This is a genomic window from Pseudomonas sp. GGS8 (assembly GCF_024168645.1).
In the GTDB taxonomy this organism is placed as follows: domain Bacteria; phylum Pseudomonadota; class Gammaproteobacteria; order Pseudomonadales; family Pseudomonadaceae; genus Aquipseudomonas.
Genome location: NZ_JALJWF010000001.1, coordinates 3400504 through 3420429, shown reverse-complemented (window position 1 = coordinate 3420429; position 19926 = coordinate 3400504). Strand labels below are relative to the sequence as shown.

Sequence of the window (19926 nt, the reverse complement as noted above, 5' to 3'; positions counted from 1 at the left end):
AATGAACCTATCACTGCGTAAAGTTGCTCTGGCCACCGGCATCATGCTGTTCGCCGGCCAATTGCTGGCCGAACCCAAACGCCCGGAATGCATCGCCCCGGCCTCGCCGGGCGGCGGTTTCGACCTCACCTGCAAACTGGCGCAAAGCGCGCTGGTCAACGAAAAACTGCTGACCAAACCGATGCGCGTGACCTACATGCCCGGCGGTGTCGGCGCGGTGGCGTACAACGCGGTGGTCGCACAGCGCCCGGCCGATGCCGGTACGCTGGTGGCCTGGTCCAGCGGCTCGCTGCTGAACCTGGCCCAAGGCAAATTCGGGCGTTTCGATGAAAGCGCAGTGCGCTGGCTGGCCGCCGTTGGCACCAGTTATGGCGCCATCGCGGTGAAAAGCGATTCGCCTTACAAGACCCTGGACGATCTGGTCAAAGCCCTGAAGAAAGATCCGAGCTCCGTGGTGATCGGTTCCGGCGGCACCGTCGGCAGCCAGGACTGGATGCAGACCGCCCTGATCGCCAAGGCGGCCGGGATCAACCCGCGTGACCTGCGTTACGTCGCCCTCGAAGGCGGCGGTGAAATCGCCACCGCCCTGCTCGGCGGCCACATCCAGGTTGGCAGCACCGACATCTCCGACTCCATGCCACACATCCTGAGCGGCGACATGCGTCTGCTGGCGGTGTTCTCCGAGAAGCGTCTGGACGAGCCGGAAATGAAAGACATTCCGACCGCCAAAGAGCAAGGCTACAACATCGTCTGGCCGGTGGTTCGCGGCTTCTACCTCGGGCCAAAAGTCAGCGACGAAGACTACGCCTGGTGGAAAAACGCCTTCGACAAACTGCTGGCCTCCGAGGACTTCGCCAAGCTGCGCGATCAGCGGGAACTGTTCCCGTTCGCGATGACCGGCCCGGAGCTGGACACCTACGTGAAGAAGCAAGTCGCGGATTACAAAGTGCTGGCCAAAGAGTTCGGCCTGATCCAGTGATCGCCTCTGTCTAGCGGCTGTGGCCCCGGTTCTCGGGGTCGTAGCCCAGGAGTTCCCCATGCTCATACAACGCATTTTTGCTTCGGTGCTGTTGCTGGCCTGTGTCGGCCTGGCGCTGATGGCGTGGCCGTATCAAGCGGCTTTTTCCTACGAACCGGTCGGGCCTCGCGCCTTCCCCCTGTTGATGCTCGGCCTGATGGGCCTGGCCTTGCTGTACATGGTGTTTCGGCCGGCACCGATCGTGCACAGCGATGACGACCCGAAACTGGACCGCGAAACCCTGATCAAAATCGGCATCTGCGTGCTGCTGTTGCTGGTGTTCGCCGGGGCCTTCGAACCCCTTGGTTTCATCGTCGCCAGCATTCTGATCGGGGTCCCGATGGCACGCCTGTATGGCGGCCGCTGGCTGCCCAGCGCGGTGATCATCAGCCTGATGGCCGTCGGTCTTTATCTGCTGTTCGACAAGTTGATGGACGTGCCACTGCCGTTGGGCGTGCTCGACGTTCTGGAGAACTGATATGGATACTCTTGGCTATTTGGGTCAGGGCTTCGGCGTTGCGCTGAGCCCGTACAACCTGGTGACCGCATTGTGCGGCACCTTGATCGGCACCGTCGTCGGGCTGTTGCCGGGGCTGGGGCCGATCAACGGCGTGGCGTTGCTGATTCCCATCGCGTTCGCCCTCGGCCTGCCACCAGAGTCGGCGTTGATCCTGCTGGCGGCGGTGTACCTGGGTTGCGAATACGGCGGCCGGATCAGCTCGATCCTGCTGAACATTCCAGGCGAAGCCTCCACCGTCATGACCACCCTCGACGGTTACCCGATGGCCCGCAAGGGTCTGGCGGGTGTGGCACTGTCGCTGTCGGCGTGGAGTTCGTTCATCGGTGCCTTCATCGCGACTTGCGGCATGGTGCTGTTCGCCCCGCTGCTGGCGAAATGGGCGATTGCCTTCGGACCGGCGGAATATTTCGTGCTGATGGTGTTTGCGATTGTCTGTCTCGGCGGCATGGCCGGTGATCGACCGCTCAAGACCTTCATTGCAGCGCTGATCGGTCTGTTTCTGTCGAGCGTCGGGATCGATGCCAACAGCGGCGTATACCGCTTCACCGGGGACAACATTCACCTGACGGACGGCATTCAGTTCGTCGTGCTGGTATTGGGCCTGTTCTCCATCAGCGAAATCCTCCTGCTGCTGGAAAAAACCCACCGTGGCCAGGAAGCGGTGAAAGCCACCGGTCGCATGATGTTCAACTTCAAGGAAGCCTCGGCGGTGTTCGTGGTGAACCTGCGTTGCGGTTTGCTGGGTTTCATCATGGGCGTGTTGCCGGGTGCCGGCGCGACGTTGGCCAGCGCGGTGGCCTACATGACCGAGAAACGGATCGCCGGTGCCAAGGGCACGTTCGGCCAAGGCGACATGCGTGGCCTCGCGGCTCCGGAAACCGCCATCGGCGGCGCAGCCTGTGGTGCCCTGGTGCCGATGCTGACCCTCGGTGTGCCGGGTTCGGGCACCACGGCAGTGATGATCGGCGCACTGTCGCTGTACAACATCACCCCGGGTCCGCTGTTGTTCCAGCAGCAACCGGATATTGTCTGGGGCCTGATCGCATCGCTGTTCGTCGCCAACGTGATGCTGGTGATCCTCAACATTCCGATGATCCGCATCTTTACCCGCATCCTCGCCGTGCCGAACTGGGCACTGGTGCCGGTGATCGCGATCATCACCGGGATCGGCGTCTACGCCGTACACGCCACAACCTTCGACCTGTTCCTGATGATCGGCATTGGCATCTTCGGCTACATCCTGCGCAAGCTGGACTTCCCGTTGTCGCCAGTATTGCTGGGTTTCATCCTGGGCGGTCTGATGGAGCAGAACCTGCGTCGCGCGCTGTCGATTTCCAACGGCGCACTGGAAATCCTCTGGTCGAGCCCGATCACCTTCGGTTGCTGGGTGCTGACGGCAATCATGTTGCTGATGCCACTGCTGCGCATCTGGCGCAAACGTTCGGTCGCCCGGCGCGCTGTCGCCGATGTCTGATCGAACACCTTTCAAAGCCTGGTGGGGAACACCGCTGGTCGGTCTGCTGGGTGGTTACCTCGCCAGCCAGATCGGCTGGCCACTGCCCTGGATGGTCGGCTCGTTGCTGGCGATCATCCTGGTGCGTTGCCTGACCCCCTGGCAATTGGCGGAAATCCCTGGCGGGCGCAAATGCGGCCAGTGGGTCGTCGGTATCGGTATCGGCCTGCACTTCACCCCAGTGGTGATGGAGCAGGTGCTGAGCCACTTCGGTCTGATCTTCTTCGGTGCGTTGGTCACCAGCCTGTCCGCGGTGGTCGGGGTCTGGTTGATGCGGCGTACCGGCGAAGATCGCGCTACGGCGTTCTTTTCCAGCATGCCCGGCGGCTCCGGGGAGATGGTCAACCTCGGCGCCCGCAACGGCGCGGTGCTCAGCCGTGTCGCGGCGGGGCAAAGCTTGCGGGTGCTGGTGGTGGTGCTGTGTGTGCCGGCGGCGTTCAAGTCTCTGTTGGGCGACGGTGCACCGGTCTTGCATGCAGCGACCATCAGTTGGTGGTGGCTGGGCCTTCTGTTCCCGGCGGGCGCCCTGGCTGCCTGGATCTGGGAGCGCCTGCGTCAACCCAACCCCTGGCTGTTCGGGCCGTTGCTGGTGAGTGCGGCGGTGAGCATGGGTTGGGACCTGCACATCGGCCTGCCCAACGGCGGCAGTCAGATCGGCCAGTGGCTGATCGGCAGTGGATTGGGTTGCCACTTCAATCGACAGTTCTTCCGGCGGGCACCGTCCTTCATGGGCCGGACCTTGATCGGTACGGTATTGACCATGCTGATCGCCACGCTGGCGGCGCTGGGCTTGAGTGCCCTGACCCATCTGGATCTGCGTTCGCTGACGCTGGGCATGATGCCCGGCGGGATTGCCGAGATGAGCCTGACGGCTGAAACCCTGCAACTATCGGTACCGCTGGTGACGGCGATGCAGGTGATGCGGCTGTTGTTTGTGCTGTTTTTGGCGGAGCCGTTGTTTCGGTATTGGAACCGGGAGCCGGATTCTCCCTGATATGAGTCCTGTGGCGAGGGGGCTTGTCGGAACGCCGCATCGCCCCGTTCGGCTGCGAAGCAGTCGTAAAATCTGAGGGCTTCGGTGTGGCTGGTTTTGGGGCCGCTGCGCGACCCAACGGGGCGATGCGGCGTTCCGACAAGCCCCCTCGCCACAATCTTCAGACCGGCGGCAACCGCCACTCGATCGGCGTCTCGCCATTCTGTTCCAGAAACTTGTTCACCCGACTGAAATGCCCGCACCCGAGGAAGCCGCGATAAGCGGACAGCGGCGAGGGGTGGACTGACGTCAGCACCAGATGTTTGGTAGCGTCGATGAGTTTCTGCTTGCTCTGGGCATGCGCGCCCCACAGCAGGAACACCAAATGTGGTTGATGCTCGCTGACCACTTCGATAATCCGGTCGGTAAAATGCTGCCAGCCCTTGCCCGCATGGGCGTTGGCATTCGCGCGCTCGACGGTCATGGTGGTATTGAGCATCAACACGCCCTGCTCCGCCCAACTTTGCAGGTAGCCATGGTTGGGGATGTCGATGTTCAGGTCGCGTTTCAATTCTTTATAGATGTTCACCAGCGACGGCGGCGCCGGTACACCCGGCTGCACCGAGAAGCACAACCCATGGGCCTGGCCCGGGCCGTGGTAAGGGTCCTGACCGAGGATAACCACCTTGACCTTGTCCAGCGGCGTGGAATTGAGCGCGTTGAAAATCAACGGTCCCGGCGGATAGATCTCCTTGCCCGCCGCGCGCTCCTGTTGCAGGAATGCGCGCAACTCTGCCATGTAAGGCTGGTCGAATTCGGCACGCAGTGCCTCCTTCCAGCTCGGTTCGAGTTTGATACGGTCGTCAGCAGTCATGGTTACATCCGGCAAAAACAATGGGGCGAACCCTAGGAAAGCCCATCACGCTTGTCAATTGATCTGACGCAGATCCGGCACTTTCCTATAGAGCGATCATACTGAACGCTCAAATTCCCGATCGAGGTCACGATGAATTTGCACTTCGAAGAACTCACCGGCACCGACGGCGCACGCATCGGCATCGCCAGCCTGGATGCCGAGAAGTCCCTCAACGCCCTCTCCTTGCCGATGATCAACGCATTGCGCGATCAACTGGACGCCTGGGCCAAGGAACCACAGATCGTTTGCGTGCTGCTGCGCGGCAATGGCGCCAAGGCCTTTTGCGCCGGCGGTGAAGTACGCAGCCTGGTGGAGGCGTGTCGTGCCCATCCCGGAGAAGTGCCGCCTCTGGCGGCACACTTCTTTGCGGCGGAATATCGCCTCGACTTCAATCTGCACACCTACCCGAAGCCGTTGATCTGCTGGGGGCACGGTTACGTGCTGGGCGGCGGCATGGGGCTGCTGCAAGGGGCAAGCATTCGGGTTGTTACACCGAGCAGCCGGTTGGCGATGCCGGAAATCAGCATCGGCCTGTACCCGGACGTCGGCGCCAGTTGGTTTCTGTCGCGATTACCCGGCAAGCTCGGGTTGTTTCTCGGCCTGACCGGCGCTCAGATAAACGGTCGCGACGCGATCGATCTGGACTTGGCCGATCGCTTTTTGCTCGATGAGCAACAGCAAGAGCTGATCGAAGGCTTGCTGCAATTGAACTGGCAGGAACAGACCGCCATGCAGCTCAACAGCCTGCTCAAGGCCTTGCAGCAAGAAGCGCTGGTAAAAATGCCAGAAGCGCAGTGGTTGCCACGACGCCAGCAGATCGACGAGCTGCTGGATGTCAGCGATGTTCGTTGTGCCTGGAAGGCCATCAGTGCACTGCGCGTTCATAAAGACCCGCTGCTCAGTCGGGCGGCCTGCACCATGATTGAAGGCTCGCCCCTGACCGCTCATCTGGTGTGGGAACAGATCGCCCGCGCCCGGCACCTGTCGCTGGCTCAAGTCTTTCAGATGGAATACACCATGAGCCTCAATTGCTGCCGTCATCCGGAGTTCAGCGAGGGCGTGCGTGCGCGGTTGATCGACAAGGATCAGAAACCTCACTGGCACTGGCCGGATATCAACACGGTGCCGGAGGCGGCGGTGGAAGCGCATTTTCGCAAGGTCTGGGAAGGTCGGCACCCTCTGGCCGATCTGTCGGAATACTGAAATCCGGGCACAAAAAAGCGGCGCTTCATGCGCCGCTTTTTATTGACGGGTTAACGGCGGCCGCCTCGGCCATCGTTGTCGCCATGATCGCCTCTTCCGCCATGGTGATCACGCCCACTATGGCCTCGAGAGTCGTCGTTCCAGTTGCCGCGACTACGACCATCCCAACCGCCGCGGTCATGTCGGTCCCATCCGCGATTCTGGTTGCCGCGGTCGTCGTAATAGCGCGGTGCCGGTTGATAAACCCGCGGTTGATAGTAATAACGCGGAGATGGCTGGTAATACCGTGCAGGCGGCGAGTAATACCTGCGCGGGGCTGGGTAGTAACCACCGTCGGAGTAATACGGCGCCGGGGACGTATAGACCTCGGAACGGTAGTAGCTGTCTCCTCCATCGGAATAGGGTACGCACGCACCAAGAGACAATCCCGATAGAACAATCAGCAGAATTTGTTGGATCTGTTTTCGACAGAGCATGGCGGCCTCCTGGACCGCGAGTGAGCCACACCAGCGACGCTGGCAGGCGACAGTCAATTGTTCGGCGACTGTCGAAAGATAAGACCGTGAAATCGGGATCTGGTGCGTTTCTGCAACACGTTGAAACAAGTAGCCGATGAAAGGTTTTTCATCCTGCCCAAAGGAAAACGGCGCCTCCGTCAGCCGGACGCGCCGTTGTGCTCATGAGCCGTTTAACGATGCCCGCGATCGTGATCACCATGGTAATAACGAGGCCCACTGAAATAGTAGTAGCGATACCCCCCGTAAAAGCGTGGGCCGCCGTAGTAATAAGGTGAGTAGTAATAGCCGGGGTAGTAATAAGGTGCCGGATAAACATCGGCGCCCCCTACATAGTAGTAACACCCGGACAGACCCAAACCAAAAAACACACTGAGCAGTATTTGGCGGAGCTTTTTCTGACAGAACATGGAGGCCTCCTGAAAGACCTGCAACGGCAGTCGAGTCGCACCTGTTTTGACTTTAAAACAGGCACCGAGTGCCAATCCGCGGCGACCGTCAGATCAGCGGCTAGCTGTCCTTCTACGGTGCATGCCCATGCGCTGCGCACCATGACAAGGCAAAGCGCCCTCCCCTGTTTGTCTCGCCCTCCCTCCCATGTCCCCAGCCAGAGCGCTCAAGCCAACTTGGCACGGCTCTCGCTTAACCAAAGACGTGCAGGAGTCATCACAGGTTCGCGGCACCACAATTTGCAATGGCTGACTAGGGTTCCGGCTCGCTTAGGCGAGTGACTGGTCCGAGAGTTGGCGACCTCCAGTTGAGGTTACACGGCGGGACAAAAGCCCGGGAGACAAGCCACCGTTCGCGGTGTCGCTGCCTTCCTGTCCGCCCTTGATCAACTGGAGAACCATCCCATGTCCCGACTTCGTTTACCCGCCCTGCTCGCCGCTTCTTTTGCAGCCCTCCTGAGCGTCTCGTCCCACGCCGCACAGAAAGACCATTTCAGCGTCTGCTGGACGATCTACGCCGGCTGGATGCCTTGGGAATATGCCGGCAGCCAAGGCATCGTCGACAAATGGGCGAAAAAGTACGGCATCAAGATTGATGTGGTGCAGCTCAACGACTACGTCGAATCCATCAACCAATACACCGCCGGCCAGTTCGACGGTTGCACCATGACCAACATGGACGCGCTGACCATTCCGGCGGCCGGTGGCGTTGACAGCACGGCGCTGATCGTCAGCGACTTCTCCAATGGCAACGACGGCATCGTGCTCAAAGGCGAAGGCAAGAAAGTCACCGACCTCAAGGGCATGGACGTCAATCTGGTGGAGCTGTCCGTCTCCCATTATCTGTTGGCCCGCGCTCTGGACTCGGTAGACCTCACCGAAAAAGACCTGAAAGTAGTCAACACCTCCGATGCCGATATCTCGGCTGCCTTCAACACCGAACAGGTCAACGCCGTCACCACCTGGAACCCGATGCTCTCGGACATCAAGGCCAAGCCTGCGGTGACCGAAGTGTTCAATTCCAGCCAGATCCCCGGCGAAATCATGGACATGATGGTGGTCAATAGCGCCACCCTCAAAGACAACCCGGCCCTGGGTAAAGCCCTGACCGGCGCCTGGTTCGAAGTGGTCGAGTTGATGAATGCGAAAAACGCCGCCAGCCAAGCCGCGCTCGAACACATGGCCAAAGCCTCGGGCACCAACCTGGCCGGTTTCCAGGCGCAACTGGACACCACCAAACTGTTCGCCACACCCAAAGAAGCCCTGGCGTTCTCCACCAGCCAGCAACTGCCCGACACCATGCGCAAGGTCGCCGAGTTCTCGTTCCAGCACGGCTTGCTGGGTGAGGGAGCCAAGGACACCAGCGCCATCGGCATGGCCTTCGCCAATGGCGTGACCAGCGGCGATAAAGGCAACCTCAAGCTGCGCTTCGACCCGACTTACGTGCAGATGGCCGCCGACGCCAAGCTGTAAGACAGGAGGAGCTGGCCATGCGCCTGATCAATCGCCACCCGGATCGCCCGAGTCGCCTGCTGTTGGTGATCCTGCCGTTCGCCCTGGTGCTGTTCGCCTACTTCATGGGCTCGGCCGAACGGCTGATGGACAACCCCAACGACAAACTGCTGCCCAGTGCCGTGCAGATGACCGACGCGGTGAAACGCCTGGCCTTCACCGCCGACACCCGCACCGGTGAATACCTGCTCTGGCAAGACACCGCCTCCAGCCTGCAGCGGTTGGCCGTCGGCCTCGGCATCAGTGCGTTGGCCGGGCTGTGCCTGGGCATCGCCGCCGGTACGCTGCCGCTGTTCGGCACACCGTTGTCGCCCGTGCTGACGGTGCTGTCGATGGTGCCGCCACTGGCGATCCTGCCGATTCTGTTCATCGTGTTCGGGTTGGGGGAATTGTCGAAAGTGATGCTGATCGTGATCGGCATCACCCCGTGCCTGGCCCGTGATCTGGAACAGCGCGCCCGGGAAATTCCGGTCGAGCTGCTGATCAAGGCACAAACGCTTGGCGCCTCGACCTGGACCTTGATGTTGCGTGTGGTGCTGCCGCAATTGCTGCCACGCCTGCTGATCTCGTTGCGGTTGATGCTCGGCTCGGCGTGGTTGTTTCTGATCGCCGCCGAAGCCATCGCCTCCACCGACGGTTTGGGTTACCGGATCTTCCTGGTGCGCCGCTACCTGGCAATGGACGTGATTCTGCCCTACGTGGTGTGGATCACCCTGCTCGCCTGGCTGATGGACTGGGGCCTCAAGCGCCTGACCCAACGGGCCTTTCCCTGGCACCAAGGTGCCTCCAAATGAGTTATGAAAGGGGCGCGGGCATGAGCTTCATCACAGTGAAAAACGTCTGGCAGCAATACGCCGATCAGGTGGTGCTCGAAGGGCTGAACCTGAGCGTCAACGAAGGTGAGTTCTGCACCTTGGTCGGCGCGTCGGGTTGCGGCAAATCGACGTTCCTGCGGCTATTGCTCGGCCAGGAACGCGCCAGTCGAGGCGAGATTCTATTGGACGGTCAGGCACTGGCTGGCGAACCGGATTCGAGCCGTGGCGTGGTGTTCCAGCGCTACTCGGTGTTCCCGCACCTGATCGTGCTGGACAACGTCGCCCTCGGCCTCGAACTGCCACGTTCCCCCTTACTCGGGCGGTTGTTCGGCCATGCCAAAAAAGACGCTCGGGAACAGGCGGCGGTATTGCTGCACAAAGTCGGTCTCGGCCATTCGCTGGACAAGTACCCGGCGCAGCTCTCAGGTGGCATGCAACAACGGCTGGCGATTGCCCAGGCGCTGATCATGAAACCCCGCGTGTTGCTCCTCGACGAACCGTTCGGCGCCCTCGATCCGGGCATCCGCAAAGACATGCACGGCCTGTTGCTGGCGCTGTGGCGCGAGACGCAACTGACGGTGTTCATGGTCACCCACGACCTGTCCGAAGGTTTCAGTCTCGGCACCCGTTTGCTGGTGTTCGACAAGGTCCGCGTCGACCCGCACGCCCCCGGCGCCTATGGCGCGCGCATCACCTACGACATCCCTTTGAACAGCGACCGCCGCGCCAACCGTGCCGCCGTCGACGCCCTGCCGGCTCAGTTGGCAGGCACGTTTCGCATCGCTTAGAGGAGTTTGCACATGACTGATTCGCCCCAACTGTTCCCGCCGTTCGCCGAAGAAATGCTCGCCGGCGGCGGCCATCGTTCATTCGTCCTCAAACGCGGCCAATTGCTGCGCCTGACCGACCTGCGTGGCGGTGCCAACGTCAGCCTGACGTTGCTCAACGCCAACGAAAAAACCGAGCGCCTGAACCTGCCCGACAGCCTCAAATGCCAACACACCGCCAAGCTCACCAGCGGCCATTGCCTGTACTCGGACATGGGCCGCGTGCTGGCAGCCATCACTGCCGATACCTGTGGCTGGAGCGACAGCCTCGGCGGTGTGCTCTGCGCTGAAGAAGTCGCACAAAAATATGGCCAGGGCCGCTATCAGGAGCTGCGCAACGGCTTCTTCCGCAACGGCACCGACAATTTGCTGGTGGAACTGGGCAAGTGGGGACTGGGCCTGTCCGACCTGCTGATGACGCTCAATCTGTTCAGCCGTGTGAACGTCGATGAGGCCGGCCGTTTCCACTTCGTCGAAGGCAACTCCAAGGCCGGCGATTACATCGAACTGTACGCACCGATGGACACTCTGGTGGTGCTCACTGCCCTGCAACATCCGATGGACCCGTCGCCGGAATACGCACCGAAACCGCTGAAGCTGAGCTGGATGAACGCCGACGCCAGTGTCGCCGAACACTGCCGCACCTCGCGCCCGGAAAACGAGCGCGGCTTCATCAACACCGACCGTCTGTTCGCCTGAGGATCGCTGCCATGTCACTCGCTATCGCTACTATTCACAAGCAACCAGAAGCTGCGGTCTACCGCGCCACCATCCCCGCCGGTGAACCCTGGCTGATGGAGGTCAAGGCCGGCCAGACCCTGCGGATCCTTGACCTGGAAGGCAATCAGGCGGTCGACACTCTGTTCTACAGCCTTGCCAATCCCAAGGAACGCTATGACGTGCAGCGCACGTTGCGTCGGCAGAACAGCGTCTACCTGAGCACCGGCAGCGTGCTCTATTCCAACCTCGGCAAGCCAATGCTGACCATCGTCGAAGACACCTGCGGGCGTCACGACACCCTCGGCGGTGCCTGCGCACAAGAGAGCAACACCGTGCGTTACGCCCTGGAAAAACGCTACATGCACAGCTGTCGCGACAACTACCTGCGCGCCTGCGCCCACGACGGTCGGTTGGGCAAGGGCGACATCGGGCCGAACATCAACTTCTTCATGAATGTGCCGGTGACGGCCGACGGCGGGCTGACGTTCGAAGACGGGATTTCAGCACCCGGCAAATACGTCGACCTGCGGGCCGAGATGGACGTGATCGTGCTGATCTCCAACTGCCCGCAACTGAACAACCCGTGCAACGCCTACAACCCCACGCCTGCGGAGCTTTTGGTATGGAACTGAAATTGGCGCGTTTGCGGCGGTGGTTGTTTGCCTTGTGCCAGGCCCGCTCCGGCCAGTGCCTCAAACAGTAAAAACACCACTAAACCCTGTGGGAGCGGTGGCTTCAAGTTTAGTAATTCCGCCGTCGGGGACGACCCCGGCGCTCATCGAAAAACTGCGGGACGACCCGCATCCCAGGTCGAGGCTGATGGGCCATCGCCTCCAGGGGTTATGCCATGTTCGAAAAAGTCCTCATCGCCAATCGTGGCGCCATTGCCTGCCGCATCCTGCGGACCCTGCGCGAGTTGCAGGTCAAGGGCGTCGCGGTTTACTCCGAAGCAGACGCCGCCAGCCTGCATATCCTGCACGCCGATGAAGCCCATAGCCTGGGCGAAGGCGCGGCGGCTGGCACTTATCTTGCCGTGGACAAAATCCTCGCCATCGCCAAATCCACCGGCGCGACGGCGATTCATCCCGGCTACGGTTTCCTTTCGGAAAACGCCGCGTTCGCCGAGGCCTGCGAAGCAGCCGATATCGCCTTCATCGGCCCCACACCCGAGCAACTGCGCGTGTTTGGCCTCAAACACACTGCCCGCGCCCTGGCCAAACAACACGGCGTGCCAATGCTCGAAGGCACCTTGCTGCTCGACAGCCTTGACGCAGCGTTGATCGCCGGCGAACAGGTCGGCTATCCGGTGATGCTCAAAAGCACCGCCGGCGGTGGCGGCATCGGTATGCGCGTGTGCCGCAGCGCCGCCGAATTGAGCGAATCCTTCGACGCGGTCAAACGCCTCGGGCAGAACAATTTCAGCGACGCCGGTGTGTTCATCGAGAAATACATCCAGCGCGCCCGGCACCTGGAAGTGCAGGTGTTCGGCGACGGCCAGGGCGAGGTGATTGCCCTCGGCGTGCGCGACTGCTCGGTGCAGCGGCGCAACCAGAAAGTCCTCGAAGAAACCCCGGCCCCCAACCTGCCCGACGGCATGGCCGAAGCGCTCTGCCTTGCTGCGATCAAACTCGCCAAGGCAGTGAATTACCGCAGCGCCGGCACCGTGGAGTTCGTCTTCGACAGTGACGCCCAGCGTTTCTATTTTCTTGAAGTGAACACCCGTTTGCAGGTGGAGCACGGCGTCACCGAGCAAGTGTGGGACGTGGATCTGGTGCGCTGGATGGTGGAACTGGCGGCCGGAGATTTACCGCCGTTGAGCGAATTGAGCCAAGGCTTGAAAGCCGACGGCCATGCGATTCAGGCAAGGCTCTACGCCGAAGATCCGGGGCGGGATTTTCAACCGAGTCCCGGTCTGCTGACGGCAGTCAATTTCCCCGTCGCCGATGGCAAACACCTGCGCATCGACACCTGGGTCGAGGCCGGTTGCGAGATCCCGCCGTACTTCGACCCGATGATTGCCAAGGTCATCCGCTGGGCGCCGACTCGCGAAGAAGCCCGCGCTGACCTGCTCCAAACCTTGGGCGACAGCCTGCTGTACGGGGTGGAAACCAACCGCGATTACCTGCGGCAGATTCTGCTCGATACACCCTTTGCCAGCGGCCAGCCGTGGACCCGCTGCCTGGAGGCGCTGGTCTATCGGGCCAACACCTTTGAGGTGATCAGCGCTGGCACCCAGACCAGTGTTCAGGATTATCCGGGGCGTCTCGGTTACTGGGCGGTCGGTGTGCCGCCGTCGGGGCCGATGGACAACCGAGCGTTGCGTTTAGGCAACCTTTTGCTGGGTAACGACGAGGGTGCTGCAGCACTGGAAATCACCATGAGCGGGCCGATGTTGCGCTTCAATTGTGATGCGGTGGTGGCGGTGACCGGTGCGCAGATTCCATTGACGCTGAATGGTGAAGCCGCGCCGATGAACACCGCGCTGCTGATTCCGGCCGGTGCCACATTGCATCTCGGCACGATCGCCGGTGCAGGCGCTCGCAGCTATCTGTGCCTGCGCGGTGGCCTGCAGGTGCCAGATTATCTGGGCAGCAAAAGTACCTTCACCCTCGGTCAGTTCGGCGGCCATGGCGGTCGTGCGTTGCGTGCCGGGGACGTGTTGCATGTGCCAGCCTTGATCGACCGTAGCGCGGGTGTTCAATTGCCTGACGAACAGGTCACCGAGTTACCGGCGGTGCGGCAAATCCGGGTGATCTACGGCCCGCATGGCGCACCGGAATACTTCACCGAACACTACATCGGCACCTTCTTCGCCACTCAATGGGAAGTGCATTTCAACTCCAGCCGCACCGGTGTGCGGCTGATCGGGCCGAAGCCGGAATGGGTGCGGGCCGACGGGGGTGAAGCCGGGTTGCATCCGTCGAACATTCACGACAATCCGTACGCCATTGGCGCGGTGGACTTCACCGGTGATATGCCGGTGATTCTCGGTCCCGATGGCCCGAGCCTCGGCGGATTTGTCTGCCCGGTGACGGTGATCGAAGCGGATCTTTGGCAGCTGGGGCAGCTCAAGGCTGGGGACAAGGTGCAGTTCCAACCGGTCGATCTCAAGACCGCCCGCAACCTCGCCTTGAAATGGCGTTCCTGTGGGAGCTGGCTTGCCTGCGATGAGGCCCGACCAGACACCACATCAACTTCATCGCAGGCAAGCCAGCTCCCACAGGGGATTGTGTCGCCTGTGATTCTGGATATTGGTCAGGATGACACCCGGTTGGTGGCGAGATTGTCAGGCGACACGCATTTGCTCCTGGAAATCGGCGCCCCTGAACTGGACCTGGTCCTGCGCTTCCGCGCCCATGCGTTGATGCAGGCATTGGAAAGCAAACACCTGCATGGCGTGATCGACCTGACACCGGGCATCCGTTCGCTGCAGGTGCATTACCAACCGGAGCAACTGCCGCTCGCCGATCTGCTGGGTATCGTCGCCGGTGAGTGGGACGCCGTGTGCGCCGCCAAAGACTTGCAGGTTCCTTCACGCATCGTGCATCTGCCGCTGTCCTGGGATGACCCGGCCTGCCAGTTGGCCATCGAGAAATACATGACCACCGTGCGCAAGGACGCCCCATGGTGCCCGAGCAATCTGGAGTTCATCCGGCGCATCAACGACCTGCCAAACCTCGACGAAGTGCAACGCACGCTGTTCGACGCCAGTTATCTGGTGATGGGCCTGGGTGATGTCTACCTCGGCGCACCGGTCGCCACCCCGCTCGACCCACGGCATCGCCTGGTCACCACCAAATACAACCCGGCCCGCACCTGGACCGCGGAAAACTCGGTGGGCATCGGTGGCGCCTATATGTGCGTGTACGGCATGGAAGGCCCTGGTGGTTATCAGTTCGTCGGCCGGACCTTGCAGATGTGGAACCGCTACCGTGAGGTCGCTGCGTTCGATGGCAAACCGTGGCTGCTGCGGTTCTTCGATCAGATCCGCTTTTACCCGGTAAGCGCCGATGAACTGTTGCGCATTCGACGGGATTTCCCGCTCGGGCGCTTCGCCCTGAACATCGAGCACAGTCAGTTGAACCTGGCGGATTACCAGGCGTTTCTGGCGAAAGAAGCCAACAGCATCGCCGCGTTTCGCGATCAGCAAAAAGGCGCGTTCAACGCCGAACGCGAACGCTGGATCGCCAGCGGTCAGGCGCATTTCGACAGTGAAGAACCGGCGCCGCAAGTGGCCGAAGAGGCGCTGTTGACCAACGGGCAACACAGCATCGATAGCCACATCGCCGGCAACCTCTGGCAGGTTCAAGTGGAGGTCGGCAGCCGAGTGGTCGCGGGTGATGTGCTGGTGATTCTGGAGTCGATGAAGATGGAAATCCCGCTGCTCGCGCCCATGGCCGGTGTGGTGCGCGAGATTCGTGTGCAACCGGGCTCGGCAGTGCGCGCCGGACAGCGCGTCGTGGTGCTGGAACTCGACTGAAGCCATTTCAACAAGGATCTGAACCATGAACATCAATCTGCAACTCGACGCCCTGCGCAACGCATACCGTGACGGCCACACCACGCCTCGGCAACTGCTGCTGCACCTGCGGGAAAAAGCCGCGGCGCTGAACCCCGATTATCACCTGTTCATTCATTTGCTCAGCGTCGAGGAACTGGAACCGTACCTCGCCGCCCTCGATGGTCGTGACCCCGGCAGCCTGCCGCTGTACGGCGTGCCGTTCGCGATCAAGGACAATATCGATCTGGCGGGGATTCCGACCACGGCGGCGTGTCCGGCGTTTGCCTACCTGCCGGAATGTTCGGCGACCATCGTCGAGCAACTGCTGGCACTGGGCGCGATCCCGTTGGGCAAGACCAATCTCGACCAGTTCGCCACCGGCCTTAACGGCAGCCGCTCGCCGTATGGCGCATGCCCGAACAGCGTGCTGCCGGAATATCCGTCGGGCGGCTCCAGCGCCGGGTCTTCACTGGCGGTGGCGCTCGGCGTGGCGAGTTTTGCCCTGGGCACCGACACCGCAGGTTCCGGGCGCGTACCGGCGGCGCTGAACAATCTGGTCGGTTTGAAAGCCACCAAAGGGCTGATCTCCACGGCCGGGGTGGTTCCGGCCTGTCGCACGCTCGATTGCGTCACGACCTTTACGGCCACGGCCCGGGAAGCCAGTCAGTTGTTGGCTCTGACCGCTCATCTCGATCCACGGGACGAATACAGCCGCAGCAATCCGCTGTGGAATGACGGCTCGGCCTTCGGCACGCCGCGCGCGTTTCGTTTCGGTGTGCCCCGTGCACAGGACCTGGCATTCTTCGGCTGCCCTGAAGGCCCGCTGTTGTTCGGCGACGCCATCGACCAGCTCAAAGCCCTGGGCGGTGAAGCGGTGGAACTGGATTTGTCGCCGTTCCTCGAAGCGGCGCGATTGCTCTACGAAGGGCCATGGGTGGCCGAGCGTTACAGCGTGGCCGGCGAGTTGATGGAGCAACATCCTCAAGCGGTGCTGCCGGTGATTCGTGCCGTGCTGGCCAAGGCCCCGGCGGTAACCGGCGTACAAACCTTCCGTGCCCACTACCGGCTGCAAGCCTTGAAGGCGCTGTGCGACAGAGCACTGGAGGGACTGGACTGCGTGCTGACGCCCACCATCGGCCGCCCGGTGACGCTGGCGGAACTGGCGGCCGAACCGGTACTGCGCAACTCGGAACTGGGGTATTACACCAACTTCATGAACCTGCTCGACTACGCCGCCGTCGCCGTACCCAGCGGAGTCATGGGCAACGGCTTGCCTTGGGGGGTGACCCTGTTTGGTCGTGCGTTTACCGATCAGTATCTGTTGAGCGTGGCGGATGCCCTGCAACGTCAGCAGGGCCTGGCTTCACCCGTACCGGCGGCCGTCGCGCGCAATGACCGGGCACGGCTGGTGGTCTGCGGCGCGCACCTGGAGGGGCTGGCGCTGAACTGGCAACTCAAACAGCGTGGAGCGCGGCTGGTCGAAATCACTCACAGCTTTCCCGACTATCAGCTGTACGCCCTGGCCGGCGGCCCACCGTATCGCCCCGGCATGGTCCGCGTTAAAGAGGGCGGCGCGGCCATCGCGGTGGAAGTATGGGAGTTGCCGAACAGTGAATTGGGTTCGTTCCTCACCGGGATTCCTGCGCCGCTGGGGTTGGGCAAGGTGCAACTGGCGGATGGGCGTTGGGAGAGCGGGTTCATCTGCGAACCGTATGGGTTGGAAGGCGCGGTGGATATCAGTCATTTGGGCGGCTGGCGGGCGTATTTGAAAAGCCTGGGTTGATCGCCGGATCGCCGGCAAGGCCCTTCAGGAATGTGCGGGCGTTAGCTTGCACATGGCGGCCTGCCGGACGATCATGCGCAGCTTGGGCCAAGCAAACCGGCCATTACCGAATGACCCTTTCATGAATACGCCTGACCTCTGCCCGGCCTGCGGCGCTTCCAATGACTGCAGCCTGGCCGACCCACGAACCGTCGATCGTGCCTGCTGGTGCTACGGCGTCAGCATCGACCCGGCGGTGTTCGAAACGCTGCCAGCCGAGCTGCGCGACAAGTCCTGCCTGTGCCCGGCCTGCGCCCGGGTCGAGGCGCAGTTACAAGCAGCCGCCTGGCCGATCACGTAAGATGCACGGCGCTCTCCCACCGAATCCTCCCACCGATCCCTGACCATGCGCGTTGACCGTTTCCTCAGCAACCTGCCCCGCTTCAACCGTAAGCAGGTACGCCTGTTGCTGGTGGAAAAACGCGTCAGGGTCGACGGAAATGTCGTCAGCGACCCTCACGCCGAGGTGCTTGAGTTCAGCCGCGTGGAGGTCGACGACGAAGTGCTGCAAGTCGGCAAACCGGCCCGCTACTTCATGCTGCACAAACCGCCCGGCTGCGTCAGCGCCACCCGCGACCCGCAACACCCGACGGTGCTCGACCTGATCCATGAACCGGACAAGGATGACCTGCACATCGCCGGTCGCCTGGACTTCAACACCACCGGCCTGATGCTGATCACCAATGATGGCAGCTGGTCGCGACGCCTGACCCAACCGCAGACCAAACTGCCCAAGGTCTACTACGTCGAGACGGAGCAGGAGATCACTGCCGACTACGCGATCACGTTCGCCAAAGGCCTGTACTTCGCCTTCGAAGACCTCACCACCCAACCTGCCGAACTGGTCGTGCTTGGGGCAAAATCGGCGCGCCTGAGCATCGTCGAGGGCCGTTATCATCAGGTAAAACGGATGTTCGGCCACTTCGACAACAAGGTGTTGCGCCTGCACCGCGAACGCATGGGGCCGCTGCTGCTCGACGACGCGCTGAAGCCCGGCGAATACCGGCCGTTGAGCGTCGCAGAGATCCGATTGATCTAAGCAAACGACCGCTCAGCAGAAGTTGTCGAACATTTTACGAAAGATACTTGCGCGATGACGTGACCCCTGCTTGAATCAGGACGTCGGCGCGAAACGTGACCGACGAGTCACCAAAACTACTCTAAGAAACTTTTTGCCGGCAGAGAACCCTCAGGTTCCGCCTTCCCCCGGCAAACTGCCCGCTTATAACAATACCCGTCGACCGGCCTGCAATGGATCGACATGGGCCTTCAAAAAATTCCAGGCGTATGCCTACCTGTCACAAAGCTCGTGCAATCTGATTTGCGCGCATACCCGCTTGCCAGGAGTCTTATGTCATGAGGCCAGAAATCGCTGTGCTGGATATACAGGGTCAGTATCGGGTTTACACGGAGTTCTATCGCGCAGACGCCGCAGAAAAGACCATCATTCTGGTCAACGGCTCGATGTCCACGACTGCGTCGTTTGCACAGACCGTGAAAAACCTTTATCCGCAGTTCAATGTGGTGTGCTACGACCAGCCCTACGCGGGCAAGTCCAAGGCTCACAACCTGCATGAGAAAATGCTGACCAAGGAAATCGAAGGGCAGATCCTCCTCGAGCTGATCGACCACTTCGCCGCCGAACACGTGCTGTCGTTCTCCTTTGGTGGTGCCGCCACGCTCGTCGCCCTCGCCCAACGGCCACGGCGCATCGAGAAGGCTGTGATCAGCTCGTTCTCGCCGGTGGTCAACGAGCACATGCTCGACTACCTTGAGCGCGGTGTCGATTACCTCGGCAGCCGCGACGGTAACCGGGTCGGCCACCTGGTGAACAGCACCATTGGCAAACACCTGCCCTCGCTGTTCAAGCGCTTCAACCACCGTCACGTCAGCACCTTGGCCGAACATGAATACGGGCAAATGCATTTTCACATCAACGACGTGCTCAACAGCGATCGCGACTGCTACCTGAACGCGGCAAAGAAAATCAATGTGCCAGTGCTGTTCATGAACGGCGAATGGGACGAGTACACCGCCCCCGCCGATGCCAAGCTGTTCGCCGGCCATGTGCAACACAGCACCTTCAGCACCCTTCAGGCCACCGGCCACTTTCTCGACATGGAACACAAAACCGCTTGCCAAGACAGCCGCAACGCACTGCTGGGCTTCCTGAAACCGGCGCAACTCGAAAGCCGACCGCGTTACCAGTACGTCCAGGACCACCATGCATTTGCAATCTGAAACAGAGTCATCGCGAGCAAGTCCCGCCCTACTGTGTTGAACGCACTCCCGTAGGTGCGAGGCTTGCCCGCGAATGACCGCCAAGCGGTCCCTGTTTGTGTTTCACCTGGCGCTAAAGCCATCGCGCATAAAGAAAAACTTCAAATCCGCGCTCACATCTGGTACAAAGTCAGCCGCTCTGAGCGGGTGTCGTATAATGGCATTACTCCAGCTTCCCAAGCTGATAACGAGGGTTCGATTCCCTTCACCCGCTCCAATCAGATTTCAGTCTCACGTCGTTTTTGACGGGGGATGCAAGTAAAGAAAAAACCGGCCTTGATGGCCGGTTTTTTTGTGTCTGGGGTTTGGTGGAATCGGGCTCTGAGGCATCTCCCCATTTTC

Annotated in this window: 18 protein-coding genes, 1 tRNA gene and 1 riboswitch; of the genes, 16 read left to right on the top strand and 3 right to left on the bottom strand. The window is 61.3% G+C overall.

All coding sequences use genetic code 11. From position 1 onward, the window contains the following. The first annotated feature begins 1 nt into the window (after position 1). Genes J3D54_RS15480 through J3D54_RS15465 form a run of 4 tightly spaced genes read left to right on the top strand, consistent with a single transcriptional unit; the run spans position 2 to position 4045 of the window. Positions 2–979, top strand: a complete 978-nt coding sequence (locus J3D54_RS15480) for a tripartite tricarboxylate transporter substrate binding protein (RefSeq protein WP_018926791.1) — start codon at positions 2–4, stop codon at positions 977–979. A gap of 58 nt (positions 980–1037) precedes the next feature. Continuing rightward, positions 1038–1496, top strand: coding sequence for a tripartite tricarboxylate transporter TctB family protein (locus J3D54_RS15475; protein WP_253419699.1), 459 nt, complete (start codon positions 1038–1040; stop codon positions 1494–1496). Between the two features lies 1 nt (position 1497). Next, complete coding sequence (locus tag J3D54_RS15470) at positions 1498–3012, top strand: tripartite tricarboxylate transporter permease (protein WP_253419696.1); 1515 nt, start codon at positions 1498–1500, stop codon at positions 3010–3012. After that, complete coding sequence (locus J3D54_RS15465) at positions 3005–4045, top strand: AbrB family transcriptional regulator (RefSeq protein ID WP_253419693.1); 1041 nt, start codon at positions 3005–3007, stop codon at positions 4043–4045. The genes J3D54_RS15470 and J3D54_RS15465 overlap by 8 nt, the downstream gene beginning before the upstream one ends. A gap of 160 nt (positions 4046–4205) precedes the next feature. Here the strand turns inward: J3D54_RS15465 and ung are convergent, their stop codons facing one another. Then, positions 4206–4898, bottom strand: a complete 693-nt coding sequence (gene ung / locus J3D54_RS15460; RefSeq protein WP_253419690.1) for a uracil-DNA glycosylase — start codon at positions 4896–4898, stop codon at positions 4206–4208. Between the two features lie 132 nt (positions 4899–5030). Between ung and J3D54_RS15455 the strand changes: the two genes are divergently transcribed. Beyond that, on the top strand, positions 5031–6143 hold the full coding sequence (locus J3D54_RS15455) for an enoyl-CoA hydratase/isomerase family protein (RefSeq protein WP_253419687.1): 1113 nt from the start codon (positions 5031–5033) through the stop codon (positions 6141–6143). Positions 6144–6193: 50 nt separating this feature from the next. Here J3D54_RS15455 and J3D54_RS15450 read toward each other — a convergent pair whose 3' ends face one another. Together J3D54_RS15450 and J3D54_RS15445 are read right to left on the bottom strand one after the other, a co-directional pair. Then, positions 6194–6619: a hypothetical protein gene (locus tag J3D54_RS15450; protein ID WP_253419684.1), complete on the bottom strand. Its 426-nt coding sequence runs from the start codon at positions 6617–6619 to the stop codon at positions 6194–6196. Positions 6620–6831: 212 nt separating this feature from the next. Then, positions 6832–7068: a hypothetical protein gene (locus tag J3D54_RS15445; RefSeq protein ID WP_018926798.1), complete on the bottom strand. Its 237-nt coding sequence runs from the start codon at positions 7066–7068 to the stop codon at positions 6832–6834. Positions 7069–7349: 281 nt separating this feature from the next. Next, a riboswitch (guanidine-I (ykkC/yxkD leader) is annotated at positions 7350–7450 on the top strand. A 62-nt stretch (positions 7451–7512) separates the two neighbouring features. Between J3D54_RS15445 and J3D54_RS15440 the strand changes: the two genes are divergently transcribed. The 11 genes from J3D54_RS15440 to J3D54_RS15390 all read left to right on the top strand — a co-directional run bounded on the left by J3D54_RS15440 (position 7513) and on the right by J3D54_RS15390 (position 19801). Further along, positions 7513–8580 (top strand): putative urea ABC transporter substrate-binding protein, encoded by a 1068-nt coding sequence (locus J3D54_RS15440; RefSeq protein WP_253419681.1) that lies wholly within the window; start codon positions 7513–7515, stop codon positions 8578–8580. Between the two features lie 17 nt (positions 8581–8597). Further along, positions 8598–9413: an ABC transporter permease gene (locus tag J3D54_RS15435; RefSeq protein WP_253419678.1), complete on the top strand. Its 816-nt coding sequence runs from the start codon at positions 8598–8600 to the stop codon at positions 9411–9413. Positions 9414–9433: 20 nt separating this feature from the next. After that, positions 9434–10222: an ABC transporter ATP-binding protein gene (locus J3D54_RS15430; protein ID WP_253426635.1), complete on the top strand. Its 789-nt coding sequence runs from the start codon at positions 9434–9436 to the stop codon at positions 10220–10222. 12 nt (positions 10223–10234) lie between these two features. Beyond that, entirely contained in the window at positions 10235–10960 is a 726-nt protein-coding gene (locus J3D54_RS15425) for an urea amidolyase associated protein UAAP1 (protein ID WP_253419674.1), read from the top strand. 11 nt (positions 10961–10971) lie between these two features. Further along, positions 10972–11613, top strand: a complete 642-nt coding sequence (locus J3D54_RS15420) for an urea amidolyase associated protein UAAP2 (protein WP_253419671.1) — start codon at positions 10972–10974, stop codon at positions 11611–11613. 215 nt (positions 11614–11828) lie between these two features. Beyond that, a complete protein-coding gene (gene uca, locus J3D54_RS15415) occupies positions 11829–15461 on the top strand; it encodes an urea carboxylase (RefSeq protein ID WP_253419668.1) in 3633 nt (1210 codons plus the stop codon). Positions 15462–15486: 25 nt separating this feature from the next. After that, a complete protein-coding gene (atzF, locus tag J3D54_RS15410) occupies positions 15487–17265 on the top strand; it encodes an allophanate hydrolase (protein ID WP_253419665.1) in 1779 nt (592 codons plus the stop codon). Positions 17266–17386: 121 nt separating this feature from the next. Continuing rightward, the gene (locus tag J3D54_RS15405; RefSeq protein WP_253419662.1) at positions 17387–17605 is read left to right on the top strand and encodes a cysteine-rich CWC family protein; all 219 of its coding nucleotides are present in this window, start codon (positions 17387–17389) and stop codon (positions 17603–17605) included. 45 nt (positions 17606–17650) lie between these two features. Continuing rightward, positions 17651–18343 (top strand): pseudouridine synthase, encoded by a 693-nt coding sequence (locus J3D54_RS15400; protein ID WP_253419659.1) that lies wholly within the window; start codon positions 17651–17653, stop codon positions 18341–18343. A gap of 317 nt (positions 18344–18660) precedes the next feature. Beyond that, complete coding sequence (locus tag J3D54_RS15395; protein ID WP_253419656.1) at positions 18661–19545, top strand: alpha/beta fold hydrolase; 885 nt, start codon at positions 18661–18663, stop codon at positions 19543–19545. 182 nt (positions 19546–19727) lie between these two features. Beyond that, a tRNA-Gly gene (locus tag J3D54_RS15390) sits at positions 19728–19801 on the top strand. Positions 19802–19926 lie beyond the last annotated feature (125 nt).

Excerpts from the sequence above, each read along its gene's own strand:
- J3D54_RS15445 (WP_018926798.1), bottom strand. The coding sequence starts at position 7,068 with ATGTTCTGTCAGAAAAAGCTCCGCCAAATACTGCTCAGTGTGTTTTTT.
- uca (WP_253419668.1), top strand. The coding sequence starts at position 11,829 with ATGTTCGAAAAAGTCCTCATCGCCAATCGTGGCGCCATTGCCTGCCGC.
- ung (WP_253419690.1), bottom strand. The coding sequence starts at position 4,898 with ATGACTGCTGACGACCGTATCAAACTCGAACCGAGCTGGAAGGAGGCA.
- J3D54_RS15455 (WP_253419687.1), top strand. The coding sequence starts at position 5,031 with ATGAATTTGCACTTCGAAGAACTCACCGGCACCGACGGCGCACGCATC.
- J3D54_RS15420 (WP_253419671.1), top strand. The coding sequence starts at position 10,972 with ATGTCACTCGCTATCGCTACTATTCACAAGCAACCAGAAGCTGCGGTC.
- J3D54_RS15400 (WP_253419659.1), top strand. The coding sequence starts at position 17,651 with ATGCGCGTTGACCGTTTCCTCAGCAACCTGCCCCGCTTCAACCGTAAG.
- J3D54_RS15440 (WP_253419681.1), top strand. The coding sequence starts at position 7,513 with ATGTCCCGACTTCGTTTACCCGCCCTGCTCGCCGCTTCTTTTGCAGCC.
- J3D54_RS15405 (WP_253419662.1), top strand. The coding sequence starts at position 17,387 with ATGAATACGCCTGACCTCTGCCCGGCCTGCGGCGCTTCCAATGACTGC.
- J3D54_RS15395 (WP_253419656.1), top strand. The coding sequence starts at position 18,661 with ATGAGGCCAGAAATCGCTGTGCTGGATATACAGGGTCAGTATCGGGTT.
- J3D54_RS15425 (WP_253419674.1), top strand. The coding sequence starts at position 10,235 with ATGACTGATTCGCCCCAACTGTTCCCGCCGTTCGCCGAAGAAATGCTC.
- J3D54_RS15430 (WP_253426635.1), top strand. The coding sequence starts at position 9,434 with ATGAGCTTCATCACAGTGAAAAACGTCTGGCAGCAATACGCCGATCAG.
- J3D54_RS15480 (WP_018926791.1), top strand. The coding sequence starts at position 2 with ATGAACCTATCACTGCGTAAAGTTGCTCTGGCCACCGGCATCATGCTG.
- J3D54_RS15470 (WP_253419696.1), top strand. The coding sequence starts at position 1,498 with ATGGATACTCTTGGCTATTTGGGTCAGGGCTTCGGCGTTGCGCTGAGC.
- J3D54_RS15475 (WP_253419699.1), top strand. The coding sequence starts at position 1,038 with ATGCTCATACAACGCATTTTTGCTTCGGTGCTGTTGCTGGCCTGTGTC.
- J3D54_RS15450 (WP_253419684.1), bottom strand. The coding sequence starts at position 6,619 with ATGCTCTGTCGAAAACAGATCCAACAAATTCTGCTGATTGTTCTATCG.
- J3D54_RS15465 (WP_253419693.1), top strand. The coding sequence starts at position 3,005 with ATGTCTGATCGAACACCTTTCAAAGCCTGGTGGGGAACACCGCTGGTC.
- atzF (WP_253419665.1), top strand. The coding sequence starts at position 15,487 with ATGAACATCAATCTGCAACTCGACGCCCTGCGCAACGCATACCGTGAC.
- J3D54_RS15435 (WP_253419678.1), top strand. The coding sequence starts at position 8,598 with ATGCGCCTGATCAATCGCCACCCGGATCGCCCGAGTCGCCTGCTGTTG.